The 13,519-nt window shown below is 68.0% G+C and carries 13 protein-coding genes; 11 read left to right on the forward strand and 2 right to left on the reverse strand.

Going from position 1 to position 13,519, the window contains the following annotated elements:
- The first annotated feature begins 88 nt into the window (after positions 1-88).
- From LTV02_RS11830 to LTV02_RS11880, 11 genes are all read left to right on the forward strand, one after another.
- Positions 89-1,144 (forward strand): agmatine deiminase family protein, encoded by a 1,056-nt coding sequence (locus tag LTV02_RS11830; RefSeq protein WP_233040031.1) that lies wholly within the window; start codon positions 89-91, stop codon positions 1,142-1,144.
- Positions 1,141-2,079, forward strand: coding sequence for a nitrilase-related carbon-nitrogen hydrolase (locus LTV02_RS11835; RefSeq protein WP_233040032.1), 939 nt, complete (start codon positions 1,141-1,143; stop codon positions 2,077-2,079). The genes LTV02_RS11830 and LTV02_RS11835 overlap by 4 nt, the downstream gene beginning before the upstream one ends.
- A gap of 76 nt (positions 2,080-2,155) precedes the next feature.
- Complete coding sequence (locus LTV02_RS11840; RefSeq protein ID WP_233040033.1) at positions 2,156-3,796, forward strand: ABC transporter substrate-binding protein; 1,641 nt, start codon at positions 2,156-2,158, stop codon at positions 3,794-3,796.
- A gap of 1 nt (position 3,797) precedes the next feature.
- A complete protein-coding gene (locus LTV02_RS11845; RefSeq protein ID WP_233040034.1) occupies positions 3,798-4,745 on the forward strand; it encodes an ABC transporter permease in 948 nt (315 codons plus the stop codon).
- Positions 4,742-5,623: an ABC transporter permease gene (locus tag LTV02_RS11850; protein WP_233040035.1), complete on the forward strand. Its 882-nt coding sequence runs from the start codon at positions 4,742-4,744 to the stop codon at positions 5,621-5,623. Before LTV02_RS11845 ends, LTV02_RS11850 begins: the two co-directional genes overlap by 4 nt.
- Positions 5,620-6,654, forward strand: a complete 1,035-nt coding sequence (locus LTV02_RS11855; RefSeq protein WP_233040036.1) for an ABC transporter ATP-binding protein — start codon at positions 5,620-5,622, stop codon at positions 6,652-6,654. Before LTV02_RS11850 ends, LTV02_RS11855 begins: the two co-directional genes overlap by 4 nt.
- A complete protein-coding gene (locus LTV02_RS11860; protein WP_233040037.1) occupies positions 6,651-7,475 on the forward strand; it encodes an ABC transporter ATP-binding protein in 825 nt (274 codons plus the stop codon). The genes LTV02_RS11855 and LTV02_RS11860 overlap by 4 nt, the downstream gene beginning before the upstream one ends.
- Entirely contained in the window at positions 7,469-8,443 is a 975-nt protein-coding gene (locus LTV02_RS11865; protein WP_233040038.1) for a nitrilase-related carbon-nitrogen hydrolase, read from the forward strand. Before LTV02_RS11860 ends, LTV02_RS11865 begins: the two co-directional genes overlap by 7 nt.
- Before the next feature lie 31 nt (positions 8,444-8,474).
- Positions 8,475-9,620, forward strand: coding sequence for a serine/threonine-protein kinase (locus LTV02_RS11870; protein WP_332909595.1), 1,146 nt, complete (start codon positions 8,475-8,477; stop codon positions 9,618-9,620).
- A 169-nt stretch (positions 9,621-9,789) separates the two neighbouring features.
- A complete protein-coding gene (locus LTV02_RS11875) occupies positions 9,790-10,920 on the forward strand; it encodes an agmatine deiminase family protein (RefSeq protein WP_332909573.1) in 1,131 nt (376 codons plus the stop codon).
- A 107-nt stretch (positions 10,921-11,027) separates the two neighbouring features.
- Entirely contained in the window at positions 11,028-11,600 is a 573-nt protein-coding gene (locus tag LTV02_RS11880) for a TetR/AcrR family transcriptional regulator (protein ID WP_233040040.1), read from the forward strand.
- 15 nt (positions 11,601-11,615) lie between these two features.
- Here LTV02_RS11880 and LTV02_RS11885 read toward each other — a convergent pair whose 3' ends face one another.
- Together LTV02_RS11885 and LTV02_RS11890 are read right to left on the reverse strand one after the other, a co-directional pair.
- On the reverse strand, positions 11,616-12,188 hold the full coding sequence (locus LTV02_RS11885) for a TetR/AcrR family transcriptional regulator (protein WP_233040041.1): 573 nt from the start codon (positions 12,186-12,188) through the stop codon (positions 11,616-11,618).
- Positions 12,189-12,205: 17 nt separating this feature from the next.
- A complete protein-coding gene (locus LTV02_RS11890) occupies positions 12,206-13,351 on the reverse strand; it encodes an agmatine deiminase family protein (RefSeq protein ID WP_233040042.1) in 1,146 nt (381 codons plus the stop codon).
- Positions 13,352-13,519: the final 168 nt, after the last annotated feature.

The raw sequence follows: 13,519 nt of genomic DNA on the forward strand, positions 1-13,519 counted from the left end.
TCGGGCCGCATGTTTCGGGAATGAAAAATACTGCTCATATTCGAACCAGTGCTTGACTAACTTTTTAGTCAGGTGTGATGATCGGCCCATGACAACGACCACCGACGATCAGAGAACGCCCGGCGACTCCGGGACTCCACCGTGGCGAATGCCCGCCGAATGGGATCACCACGAGGGCTGTCTCATGGCATGGCCGACGCGAAAAGAGTTGTGGGGACCGTATTTCGCCGAAGCGAAGGCGGAATACGCGGCGACGGCGAATGCGATCAGTCAATTCGAGCCCGTGCTGATGATCGCGGCGCCGGGGCAGGCACACGAGGTGCGGCAGGCGTGCGGAAGCGCGGTGGATGTCGTCGAATTGGCCATCGACGATTCCTGGATTCGCGATTCGGGGCCGTCGGTGGTGCTCGCGCCGGACGGGCGGCGCGCGGCGGTCGACTTCCGGTTCAACTCGTGGGGCGAGCGGTTCCTGCCCTACGACCAGGACGCCACCATCAGCGCGCGAGTGCTCGAAGTGCTGGGTATCGAGCGGATTGCCTCGACGATGATCCTCGAGGGCGGTGCGATCACGGTGGACGGTGAGGGGACCTTGATCACCACCGAACAGTGCCTGCTGCACCCGAACCGGAATCCCGGGATGTCGAAAGCCGAAATCGAAGCCGAACTGCGTGCGCGACTGGGCATTTCGAAAATCATCTGGCTGCCGTACGGGCATTACGACGACGCGCATACCGATGGGCACGTCGACGGGGTCTGCACCTTTGTGCGGCCGGGCGTGGTGGTCGCGCAGACCTGCGAGGACCCGGCCCTGCCCGACTTCGAAAGAATGGCAGCCAATTTGCGGGTGCTGCGCGAATCCACCGATGCCGCCGGGCGGCCGTTCGAGATTCTCGAATTGCCGGAATTCCCGATCGTGACGTTGCCGGACGGCACGAAGACAATGGTGGCGTACGCGAATTTCTATATCGCCAACGGCGCGGTGATCGTGCCCATCGCCGAGCACGAACTCGACGAACCCGCCCTGAAGACGCTGCGCGCGGCGTTCCCGGACCGGGAAGTGGTGGGCGTGCCGAGCAATATCATCGCCTACGGCGGCGGCGGCACCCATTGCATCACCCAGCAGATTCCGGCGGCGGCGCTATGAGCGAGTTCGTCATTCACACCGCCATCGACACGCCACTGCGTTCACCGGCGCGGACCGAACCGCCGACCCGCGAAACCCTCCGCGTCGGCGCGGTCCAGACCGCGTGGCATCCGGACCCGCGGGAACACCGCGCCGTGCTGGCCGCCGGCGTAGCGCACGCCGCCGAGCTCGGCGCGCAGGTCGTCTGCCTCCAAGAGCTCACGCTCAGCCCGTATTTCGCCACGGTCCCCGACAGCCCGGACGCCGCCGCGCATCGCGAGTCGATCCCGGACGGCCCCACCACGGCCTTCGCGACCGAACTCGCCACCCGCCACGGCATCCACGTGCACGCCTCGCTCTACGAGCACAGCGACGACGGCCGCGGCTTCAATACCGCGATCCTGGTGTCCCCCACCGGCGAGCTGCTGGCCCGGACCCGCAAGCTGCACATTCCACGGTTCCCGGGCTATCACGAGGACCGCTACTTCGATCCCGGCGACACCGGCTATCCGGTCGTCGACGCGCTGGGCAGCAAGTTCGGTCTGCCGACCTGCTGGGATCAGTGGTTTCCGGAGCTGGCGCGGGTGTATTCGCTGCGCGGCGCCGAAATCCTGGTCTACCCCACCGCGATCGGCAGCGATCCCGATATCGAGAACTTCGACACCGAGCCGATGTGGCATCAGATGATCGCCGCCAACGGCCTGGCCAACGCGACGTTCATGATCGCGGTGAATCGCATCGGCACCGAGGACGGCATCACCTTCTACGGGTCCTCGTTCATCTCCGATCCCTACGGGCGCACCCTGGTGCGCGCCCCGCGGGACCGCGATGCCGTGCTGGTCGCCGACCTGGACCTCGATCAGCGCCGGGACTGGCTCACCTTCGGGCTGTTCAGCACCCGCCGCCCCGCCAGCTACGGCGATCTGACCGCCGAACTCTCCACCGCCGAGGCATAAGACGCCGACTACTCGTGCCCGGCGGCCGGCCGGGCACCCCAGATGGACCCGCTACACACCCCCGAGGGATCGCACAATGCGTATAACGGCAATGAAATTCGCGGCGCTGGCCGCGTGTACCACGACACTCCTCGCGGGGTGCGGCGGACGACCCGAGTCCGGTGGCGCCGCCATCTCCAATGCGGCGTTCCTGAACCTGCCCGTCACCACCGATGCCGCGGTCGGGTCCGCGGACAGCGCCACCTGGGCGCTCTACCGCGATCCGACCACCGTCGATCCGGCCCAGGCCTTCGACTATCCGGAGAACACGGTCGTCTCGACGCTGTGCGACGCGCTGTTGCGCCAGCAGCCCGACGGCTCGCTCGCGCCGGGCCTGGCCAGCGAGTACCGGTTCACCACGCCCACCACGCTGGTGCTGAAACTGCGTGCGGGCGTGAAGTTCTGGGACGGTCAGCCGTTGACTCCGGCGGATGTGGCGTTCAGCCTGCGCCGCAATATGGATGCCAAGACCGGCGGCTTCTACGCCACGGTGCTCAACCGGGTCACCGCGGTGACCACCGAGGGCGCCGACACCGTCACACTCACCCTCAGCAGCCCCGACTATTGGCTGCCGGGCGAGCTCTCGTCGATGGCGGGCATCGTGATCCAGGAGAAGTACGCCCTGGACAAGGGTCAGCGGTACGGCACCCCGGACGGCGGCGCGATGTGCACCGGACCGTACAAGCTGGGCGAATGGACGGCGGGCCGTACGCTCAAAGCCGTTGCCAATCCGGACTATTGGGATACCGGGATGCGGCCGCTCACCGCCACGATCGACTTCCGCGGCGTGTCCAGCGCGGCCACCCTGACCACCGGGCTGTCGACCGGTGAGATCAGCGGCGCGTACATCACCGACACCTCGACCTTCCGGGAGTTGCAGCAGGTCGCCAACACCAGCATGCACGTGGGCCAATCGGGCGAGACCGAGTTCTTCATCCCGGCCGATCTCACCGGCGTGCTCGGCGATCTGCGGGTGCGGCAGGCACTGTCGCTCGCGTTCGACCGCAAGAGTTTCGCCGATGCCGTCTACGGCGGCAACGCGGTCGCCCCGCGCATGTCGACCAATCCCGGCACCTGGGGCTATGCCAAGGACACCTTCGCGGCCGCCTGGAACGCCGCGACGGAACCCGCCACCGATCTGGCGCGCGCCAAGCAGTTGATCCGGGATGCCGGGGCCGAGGGCAAAACGCTGGTGATCGGCACCTCCACCGGCTTGGCGACGGTCAATACCGCGGCCAATGCCTGGCTGGAAGCGGCCAATTCGATCGGGCTGAAGGCCAGCCTGCACAATGTCTCCCCGCAGAACTACATCAACTTCTTCACCGATCCCAAGGCGCGCGAGGGCGTCGACGGCTTCAGCACCACCACCTACGGCGATTACGCCGATCCCGCAGCCTTGATCGCCAGCTACACCGAACCCGAAGGGGTGCAGAACTATTCGGGCTACGACAATCCGGACCTGCATGCCGCGCTCACCAAGGCGCGCGAACAAGCCGATCCGGTGCAGCGGGCGGCGGCGACCATCGAGGCCGACCGGATCGTCATGTCGGACCTGCCGTGGATTCCGATGGTGCATCCGGCCCTGTTCCTCATCACCAACGGCAAACTCACCGGCGCGCCGTCGTCCTTCGCCTACATGCAGGCGCCGTGGCTGGCCAAGCTCGGGCAGGGGAAATGAGATGCGCCGCTTCCTGATCCGGCGCGGGGCGCTGCTGCTGGCCACCATGTTCATCGCCAGCATCGCCATCTACGCCGCCATGTATCTGGCTCCCGGTGATCCCATCGCCGTGCTCACCGGCGGCCGGCAGCTCAGTCCCGAAGCGCGGGCGATCGTGGCCGAGCGCTATCACCTCGATGACCCGCTACCGGTGCGGTATTGGTATTGGCTGACCTCGGCGCTGCACGGTGACCTCGGCTATTCACTGGGCACCCGGCAGGACGTCTCGACCTTGATCGCGCAGCGCGCCCCCACCACGCTCATGCTGGTCGGGTACACCTCGGTCCTGATCGTGGTGCTCGGCATCGGGATCGGGGTGCTGAGCGCGCTGCGTCCGGGCCTGACCGACACTCTCGCACTGCTCACCACCACCGTGCTGGCCGCCGTCCCGTCCTTCGTCGCGGCGCTCGCCTTGATCAGCGTCTTCGCCGTGAAGCTGGGCTGGCTGCCGGCATTGGGCGACGGTTCCGGGTTCGGCGGGCGCATCGAACATCTCACCCTGCCCGCGATCGCGCTGGCCTGTTCGTCGCTGGCGCTGGTCGCCCGGATCACCCGGGCGGCGGTGCGCACCGAAGCCAAACGGCCCCATGTGCAGACGGCGGTCAGCCGGGGCCTGCCCGCGAGACATGTACTGCGCAAACACATTCTGCGCAATGCCGCCATTCCGATCACGACCGTGACCGGGCTGACCCTGGCCTCACTCATCGTGCTGGTCTCGATCGTGGAGCAGGCGTTCAATCTCAACGGGCTCGGCGCGACGCTGGTCACCGCCGCGCAGAACAAGGATTTCGCTGTGGTGCAAGCCATTTCACTGCTCATGGTGGTGGCGTTCGTCGCCGTCAACAGCCTCGTCGATTTCCTCTACGCGCTGCTGGACCCGCGCGTGAGCCTCGGAACGGCGGCGGTATGACGACCGCGACCGGACCCGTGGCCCTGATCACCGAAGCCCCGCCGCAGCGCCGCCGGGGCGTGAGCCTGCGCGGGGTGGGCTGGATCGGTTACGCGGGGGCGGCGATCATCGTGCTGGCCATCGGCATCGCGCTGTTCGGGCCGCTGCTCGCGCCGTACCCACCCGATCAGAGCGATCTGTCGCACGCCTTCGTCGGGCCGACGCCCGCCCATCCGCTCGGCTACGACTCGCAGGGCCGGGATCTGTTGTCCCGCTTGCTGGTCGGGGCGCGCTCGTCGATGCTGGGCGCGTTCATCGTCACCGTCGTCGCGATCGTGGCGGGCAGCGCGCTCGCGGTGATCGCGGCCTGGCGGCGCGGCTGGACCGACAGCGTCATCTCCGCCGGCTCGGATCTGGTGTTCGCGTTTCCCGGGCTGCTGCTGGCGGTGCTCGGGGCAGCGGTCTTCGGGCCCAGTCAATGGTCGGCCGCGCTGGCGTTGGCCGTCGCCTACACCCCGTATGTGGCGCGGATCGTGCGCGGCGCGGCACTGCGCGAACGCTGCCTGCCCTATATCGAAGCCCTCGAAGTACAGGGCAGCAGCGCCTGGTCCATCGGAGTACGGCATCTGATCCCCAATATCGCGCCCCTGCTCGTAGCCCAGGGCACCATCCTGTTCGGCTGGGCCGCACTGGATCTGGCGGCGGTCTCGTTCCTCGGACTCGGCGTGCAACCGCCGCAGGCGGACTGGGGCGTCATGGTCTCGGAGGGCGAAACCGGTGTGCTGCAGAGCTATCCCGCCGAATCGCTGATCGCCGGTATCGCGCTGGTGCTGGTCATCGTCTCCTTCAATGTGCTCGGCGAACGCCTCAACGACAGACAGGACAGGGACATCTCATGACGGCGGCCATCCCGCAGGCCGGGGCCCGGAGTACCGCCATCGGTGCGCCGCTGGTCGCGGTGGACGGATTGAATCTGACGCTGACCGTGGACGGGCGGCCCCGGCAGGTGCTGCGCGAGGTCTCGCTGACCCTGGAACGCGGCGAGGCGCTGGGGCTGGTCGGGGAATCCGGGGCGGGCAAATCCATGACCTTACGGACCATCGCGCGGCTGCTGCCGGAACGCGCGCAGGCCACCGGCTCACTGCGCTTCGACGGGCAGGATCTGCTGGAACTGCGCGGGGAGGCATTGCGCCGCATGCGCACCGAAATGGCGGTGATCTTCCAGGATCCGCGCGCGCACATCAATCCGGTGCGGCGGATCGGGGATTTCCTGGTCGAACAGGCACGGACCGTCGCCCATGTGGACCGGCGCGAGGCGACCCGGCGGGCGCAGACGATGCTGTCGGAGGTCGGAATCACCGATACCGCGCGCCGCATGCGGCAGTATCCCGGCGATCTGTCCGGCGGACTGCTGCAACGGGTCATGATCGCGTCCGCGCTGCTGGGCCGCCCCAAACTCATCCTCGCCGACGAGCCGACGACCGCGCTGGATGTGACCACGCAATCGGAGGTGATGGCCATCCTCGACGAGCTGCGGCACGACGCCGGGGTAGCGCTGTTGTTCATCACCCACGACCTGGATCTGGCCGCCGCGGTGTGCGATCGCACCGCCGTCATGTACGCGGGACAGATCGTGGAAGCCCAGGATTCCGAAGCGCTGCACCACAATCCGCGCCACCCGTACACGGCGGCGCTGGCCGCGGCCCGTCCGGACCTGCACGGTCCCCGCCGGCGGCTCGCCGCGATTCCCGGGCGGCCCATCGGGGCGTGGGAGGCCGAGCGCACCTGCGGGTTCGCCTCGCGCTGCCCCTTCCGGGAACCCGAATGCACCGAATCCGGCCCGGTACCACTGACTCTCGAATCCGATCACGCGGTGCGCTGCCTGCGCGCCGGCGAGATCGGACCCCGGCTGCGAAAGGACGCCGAATGACCGACCACGCGCTGCGGGTCTCGCATCTGGGCAAGAAGTTCGGCACTTTCACCGCCGTGGAGGACGTGTCGTTCGAGCTTCCGGCCGGCGCCTCCATCGGAATCGTGGGGGAATCGGGTTCGGGTAAGACCACGGTCGCTCGCATGATCATCGGCCTGGAACAACCCAGTTCCGGAACCATCGTCTGCTGCGGCAACGACCGCTCGCGCCCCTCCCGCTCCACTCGGGCCCGGCGGCTGCGGGCACGGGAGGCGCAGATCGTCTTCCAGGATCCCTCCACCAGCCTCGACCCGCATCGCACGATCCGGCAGACGCTCACCGAGGCGGTGCGCCTGCATCATTCCGCGCACGCGGCGAGCGCCGAAGTGGACGAACTGGCCGATATGGTCGCCCTCGACGCTCGCATGCTCGCCTCGCTGCCCGCTCAGCTCTCGGGCGGGCAACGCCAGCGGGTCGCCATCGCGCGCGCCCTGGCCGCGAAACCGCGCGTGCTGGTGCTCGACGAAGCCGTTGCCGCACTGGATGTCTCGATCCAGGCCCAGATCCTCAATCTCCTCGCCGATATCCGCGACAGCACCGGCATCTCCTACGTCTTCATCACCCACGATCTCGCCGTGGTCCGGCAGGTCACCGACTCCTGCCTGGTGATGCGCGCCGGACAGGTCGTCGAGACCGGGAATACCGAGGAACTGCTGCGTGAGCCCCGGCATCCCTACACCCGCGCACTGCTCGACAGCGTGCCCCGCCCCGGCTGGAAGCCGCGCCGGCGCGCCCTCACCCCGGAACCGCTCCCCGAATCGCCCGTAGGACAACCATGTTGACCATCCGATCCACCGCCATCCCCGACTCCCCCGCGCGCGCGGCGAAACCCGTGCGCGAACCGCTGCGGGTAGCGCTCGTGCAACACCGCCACCACCCGAATCCCGATGATCTGCGGGCGGAACTGGACACCGGCATCCGGCTGGCCGCCCAGCAGGGCGCGCGCGTGGTGTTCCTGCCCGAACTGACCCTCGGCGCGTATCCGGCCTCGATCCCTGGCGGCGACAACCCGGTTCGCGCGGCCGAGCCACTGCGTTCGGGCCCGACCTTCGCTTTCGCGGCCGCGGCCGCCGCCCGCCACGGGCTCCTGGTACACGCCTCGCTCTACGAGAACTGTTCCGACGCAACCGATCCGGCCTCCACCGACGGGCTCGGATACAACACCGCGATCCTGGTCTCCCCCGACGGCGAACTCCTGGCCCGCACCCGCAAGCTCCACATCCCGGTCACCGCGGGTTATTACGAGGACACCTACTTCCGGGGCGGCCCGGCGGGCGAGGACGCGTACGCCGTGCACCGGCCCGGGCAACTCGGCGGCGCGGGCCTGGGCATGCCGACCTGCTGGGACGAATGGTTCCCCGAGGTCGCGCGGCTCTACGCGCTGGGCGGGGCGGACATACTCGTCTATCCGACGGCCATCGGCTCCGAGCCCGACCATCCCGCATTCGACACCCGCCCGCTGTGGCAGCAGGTGATCGTCGGCAACGGCATCGCCAACGGGACGTTCATGGTCGTACCCAACCGGTGGGGAACCGAAGGGCCCATCACCTTCTACGGCTCGTCCTTCATCTCCGACCCCTACGGCCGCATCCTCGCGCAAGCTCCGCGCGGGGAATCCGCGGTGCTGGTGGCCGATCTCGATCTGGACCAGCGCCGCGATTGGCTCGCACTGTTCCCGTTCCTGGCCACCCGCCGCCCCGACACCTACGGCCGGCTCCTCGCGCCGGTCCACCCCCACCGTCTTGACTAATATTTTAGTCAGAACTAGGGTGGGCGCGGTGATGTTCGGACGCTATGCCCTTCAGGCGACCCTCGGCGACGGCGGCATGGGCCGGGTGTACCGGGCCTACGACGCCGAGACCGATCGGGTGGTGGCGGTGAAGGTGCTGCACGAGCACATCGCGGCCGATCCGGAATTCCGCGAACGGTTCCGGCGGGAGGCGCACGCCACCGCCCGGCTGCGCGAACCGCATGTGATTCCGATCCACCGGTTCGGCGAGATCGACGGGCGACTGTATCTGGATATGCGGCTGATCGACGGCATCGATCTACACACGCTGTTGAAGCAGCGCGGGGCGATGCCGGCGCCGCTCGCGGTGTCGGTGATCGATCAGGCCGCCGCGGCGCTGGATGCCGCGCATGCCGAGGGCCTCGTCCATCGCGATGTGAAGCCGTCCAATCTGCTCATCAGCGGACGGGACTTCGTCTATCTCATCGATTTCGGGATCGCGCACTCGGCGGGCGTGCACGGGCTGACCGAGACCGGTTCCGCCATCGGCACTTTCGCGTACATGGCCCCCGAGCGGTTCCGGACCGGGCATGCCGACGCGCGCTCGGATGTCTACGCCTTGGCGTGCGTGCTCTACGAATGCCTGACCGGTGCGCGCCCGTATGCCGGTGAGAGTTTGGAGCAGCAACTCACGGGGCATCTGAATACCCCTCCCCCGCAACCGAGTCTGGTGCATCCGGGAGTCGGCGCGGCTTTCGACGAGGTCATCGCGCGCGGACTGGCCAAGCTCCCGGACGAGCGTTATACCAGCGCGGGAGCGCTGGCGACCGCCGCGAAGCAGGCGCTCGCGGCGGGTTCGCCGCCGATCACCAAGGGCCCTAGGCATTCTCGCACCGCCGCTACCGTCGCAGCCCCGCGCTACACCATGCCGCCGGCGAATCATGCCGCAGTTCCGGCGAATCATGCTGCGGCCCCGGCGAAGCACGCGGCGATTGCGGCGGCCGCACCGGTCCGGCGACGACGGCGCGCGGTGCTGGCGGTCTCCGCGACCCTGCTCATGGCGCTCGCACTGACCGCCGGCGTCCTGTATTTCTTCGGCACGCCCGAGGATGAATCGACGCCGACCGGAGAACATCCGAGCCTGTACTACACCGACGATCCCACGAGCGAGACCTTCGCGCCGAGATCGACCGAATAGCAATCCCTTTCGTATCCCCACGAACGGATACGCGACCGAGCCGCGCCCGGCGATCCCGGCCGCTCATCACGTCTGACCAAATTTTTAGTTAGGAATAGGCTGCACCGGTCCCGCGAGGCGCCGGTGCGGATCCGCTGCCCGGCAGCGGCGATTCATGAGGAGTGATGCAATGCAACGGCGGCGATTCGTCCAAGCGGGCGTGGGTGTGCTCGGCGGACTGCTACTGGCGGCCAAGACCGCTTCGGCCGCACCCGATCTGGGTACCGGCAGCAGCGGACGCAACGGGGCCGGCGACAGCACCGGGGCCTGGCTGATGCCCGAGGAAGGCGACCCGCACAAGCGCACCTGGATGGCCTTCGGCGCGGCCGCGCACTACGGGGACGTGCTGCCGGAGGCGCAGCGCAATCTGGCCGCCATCGCAAGGGCCATCGCGCAATTCGAGCCGGTCTCCATGCTGGTGCGGCCGGAGGAGATGGACGTGGCGCGCGGCCTGATGGGCGGCGGCAATATCGAACTGGTGCCGGCCGGGATCGATGATCTGTGGATGCGCGACACCGGGCCGGTGTTCGTCAAACGCGGGGGCGGCAAAGCCGGTGTGGACTTCAACTTCAACGGCTGGGGCGGCAAGCAGGAGCATGGACAGGACGCCGGAGTGGCCGCGCTGACCACCGGCCGGGCGGGCGTCGAGCGGCTGACCACCGGGCTGGTGCTCGAAGGCGGCGGCATCGAGGTGGACGGTCAGGGCACGGCGATCATCACCGAAAGCTGTGTGCTGAACGGCAATCGCAATCCCGGCTGGTCCAAAGCGGATGTGGAGGCCGAGCTGGCGCATCTGCTGGGTTTGACGAAGATCATCTGGTTGCCGGGTATCGCGGGCAAGGACATCACCGACGGGCACACCGACTTCTACGCGCGATTCGCCCGGCCCGGCGTCGTGGTGGCCGCACTCGACACCGACCCCAAGTCCTACGATCACGAGGTCACCAAGCGGCACCTCGAGATTCTCAAGACCGCCACCGACGCGCGCGGGCGGCAGGTTCAGGTCGAGGTCATCAAGGCGCCGACCAGCGTGCGCCCGGAATACAAGTCCAACGACTTCGCCGCCGGGTACATCAATTTCTATGTCTGCAACGGCGGCGTGATCGCCCCGGAATTCGGTGACGCCGAAGCCGATTCGGCCGCCAAGGCCACCCTCGAGCGGCTGTTCCCGAACCGCCGGGTCGTGCAGGTCGGCATCGACGGCATCGCCTGGGCGGGCGGCGGAATCCACTGCACCACACAGCAAGAACCCGTGGACTAGAACACCCGGGTCTCGATCGCGCCCGGAGCGGCTCCCCCACGGCCGTTCCGGGCGCGCGGTCACCCGCATCCCGCCGTTCGGACTCCGGATCCGTAAAGTGAGATCCCGTGTCCGACCGTCAGACCCAAATCCTCGAAGCCGCGATCCGCGTGATCGCGCAAGACGGCGTGCGCGGGCTGCGCATCGAAAAGCTCGCCGCCGAAGCCGGTGTCTCCACCGCACTCATCTACTACCACTTCAAGGACCGGGCCGGAGTGCTGCACGCCGCACTCGGATTCATCAACGCGCAGGCCGAGCGCTACACCGACGACGCGTTCGCGCACGCCAACCCGCGTGCGGCGCTGGAACAGTCACTGCTGCTCGAGATCCAGGACAGCCCGGACGTGCGCAACAACAGCATCGCCTGGGGCGAGTTGCGGGCGAGCGCGGTCTTCTCCGAGGAACTGCGGGAGCAATTGCGCGAGACCACGCGGGTGTGGGTCGACGATGTCGCCGAGCTGATCACCCGGGCACGCGATGCCGGGCACGCGGCTGCCGATCTCGACCCGGTCGCGGCGGCGGATCGGCTCACCGCGCTGGTCGAGGGTTTGAGCGAGCGGTGGCTCAGCGGATCGCTCACCGCCGAACGCGCCCGCGAACTGCTCTCCGGTGCGATCGTCACCGAACTCGGCCGGAACTGAAGGGCCGCAACTCGATCAGCGGGATAGCCGCGGACCGAGCTCGGTGACGATCGCGCCCGACAGCGATCGCCGGATCGATTCGAGGCTGGCCGAGCCGCTGAGCCAGCGGGCCGTCAGGCCTTCGACCAGGGCGGTGAGGCGCTCGGCCGCATCCAGGGCGAGGCCGGGCGTGCCGGGCCGCATCGCCCGGCCGATGACATCCGCGACATGGTCGATCCAGCATTGGGTGGTGGTGCGCAAGGGTTCCCGCAGGTCCGGGGTGAAGACCGCGCTGGCGCGCAACTCGCCCCAGGCGACGCAGTTGCGGCGCACATCGGCGGAATCGTCGATCTCGACCAGCAGCATCGATTCCAAAGTGGCCAGGGGACAGTCGTTCTCGGGCGCCGCGTCGATATGGGCGACGGCTCGCTCGTCGAGATGTACCAGGGCACTGTGCAATACACCCGCCCGGCCACCGAAGTAGTGATAGATCAGGCCGGCGGACACGCTCGCCTCGGCGGCCAGCTTCTCGATGCGCAGCCCGCGCACGCCGTCCTGCGCGATCACCCGGACGGCGGCTTCCAGGATCTGAATTCTTTTGTCGGACACAGAATCTCGTGAAGGTCCTAGAGCGCCGGCTGCTGCTGGGTGGTGCAGTGGATGCCGCCGCCACCCGCGGCGATGCCGTCGATATCGATCTGCACCACCGTCCGCTCCGGGAACAGCCGCTCGAGGGTGTCCTTGGCGGCCGCATCGGACTCGGCGTCACCGAACTGCGGGGCGATCACGCCGCCGTTGCAGACATAGAAGTTGATGTACCCGGCCGCGAAATCCGAATGGTCGCGGTACTCGGGACGAACCTCCGACGGGCCTTCGATCACTTCCACTTGCAAGGGATTTCCGTGCACGTCGGTGGCGGTCTTCAGGATCTCGAGGTGCCGCTGGGTGACGTCGTGATCGTAGGAGTCCGGATCGGTGTCGAGTCCGGCCACCACCACGCCGGGGCGGGCGAATCGCGCGTAGAAATCGGTGTGCCCGTCGGTGATGTCCTTGCCCGCGATGCCCGGCAGCCAGATGATCTTCTGCAGGCCCAGCAAGTAGCGCAGTTCGGCCTCGACATCGGCCTTGCTCCAGCCGGGGTTCCGATTCTTGTTCAGCACACAGCTTTCGGTGATGATCGCCGTGCCCTGACCGTCCACTTCGATACCGCCGCCCTCGAGCACCAGATCGGTGTGCAGGGTCTCCACCCCGGCCTGCTGGGTGACGAACTCCGCCACCTTCGCGTCGCGCGCGTGCTCCTGTTTGCCGCCCCAGCCGTTGAAGTTGAAGTCGACACCGGCCAGTGCCCCGCCGCCTTTGACGAACACCGGCCCGGTGTCACGCATCCACAGATCGTCGAGCGGCGCGGCGATCAACTCCACCGCGGCATCACCCAACAGTCCACGCGCCAGGTCCATCTCGTCGGCGCGGACCAGCATCGACACCGGTTCGAAGCGTGCGATGGTTCGCGCGATGGTCGCCAGGTCACGGCGCACCACCGGCAGCAGTTCGCTCCCCCACACCTGCTCGCTTGCCGCGAACGCCATCCAGGTGCGGGTGTGCCGATCGCCTTCCTCGGGCATCAGCCATTGCCGGGCGTCGTGCTGGATACGCCCCGGCGCTCGCGTCCCACTCGATTCACCACCGGATTCGGAGGACTCCTCGTCGCACGCCGCCAACAACAGACCGGCGGCCACGACCGTGCTCGCCTGGAAGAACAGCCGCCTGCGCATCACGCCACTCCCCTGTCCGGTCCGCATCAGGGCCACCCGCAAACGAAGCAGCCTCGGGCACTCTATCTTTTGACTAAATAGTCAGTCAATCTCCGTGAACGGCAACCTCACTCCCGCCGGACCAGCATCCCCCGAGAACACCGGGCGGCCCCGCCGACACGCCCACGA

Origin of the sequence: Nocardia yamanashiensis (assembly GCF_021183565.1) — a bacterium.
Lineage (GTDB): Bacteria > Actinomycetota > Actinomycetes > Mycobacteriales > Mycobacteriaceae > Nocardia > Nocardia yamanashiensis.

Excerpts from the sequence above, each read along its gene's own strand:
- LTV02_RS11845 (WP_233040034.1), top strand. The coding sequence starts at position 3,798 with ATGCGCCGCTTCCTGATCCGGCGCGGGGCGCTGCTGCTGGCCACCATG.
- LTV02_RS11870 (WP_332909595.1), top strand. The coding sequence starts at position 8,475 with ATGTTCGGACGCTATGCCCTTCAGGCGACCCTCGGCGACGGCGGCATG.
- LTV02_RS11875 (WP_332909573.1), top strand. The coding sequence starts at position 9,790 with ATGCAACGGCGGCGATTCGTCCAAGCGGGCGTGGGTGTGCTCGGCGGA.
- LTV02_RS11840 (WP_233040033.1), top strand. The coding sequence starts at position 2,156 with ATGCGTATAACGGCAATGAAATTCGCGGCGCTGGCCGCGTGTACCACG.
- LTV02_RS11865 (WP_233040038.1), top strand. The coding sequence starts at position 7,469 with ATGTTGACCATCCGATCCACCGCCATCCCCGACTCCCCCGCGCGCGCG.
- LTV02_RS11860 (WP_233040037.1), top strand. The coding sequence starts at position 6,651 with ATGACCGACCACGCGCTGCGGGTCTCGCATCTGGGCAAGAAGTTCGGC.
- LTV02_RS11830 (WP_233040031.1), top strand. The coding sequence starts at position 89 with ATGACAACGACCACCGACGATCAGAGAACGCCCGGCGACTCCGGGACT.
- LTV02_RS11850 (WP_233040035.1), top strand. The coding sequence starts at position 4,742 with ATGACGACCGCGACCGGACCCGTGGCCCTGATCACCGAAGCCCCGCCG.
- LTV02_RS11855 (WP_233040036.1), top strand. The coding sequence starts at position 5,620 with ATGACGGCGGCCATCCCGCAGGCCGGGGCCCGGAGTACCGCCATCGGT.
- LTV02_RS11835 (WP_233040032.1), top strand. The coding sequence starts at position 1,141 with ATGAGCGAGTTCGTCATTCACACCGCCATCGACACGCCACTGCGTTCA.
- LTV02_RS11890 (WP_233040042.1), bottom strand. The coding sequence starts at position 13,351 with ATGCGCAGGCGGCTGTTCTTCCAGGCGAGCACGGTCGTGGCCGCCGGT.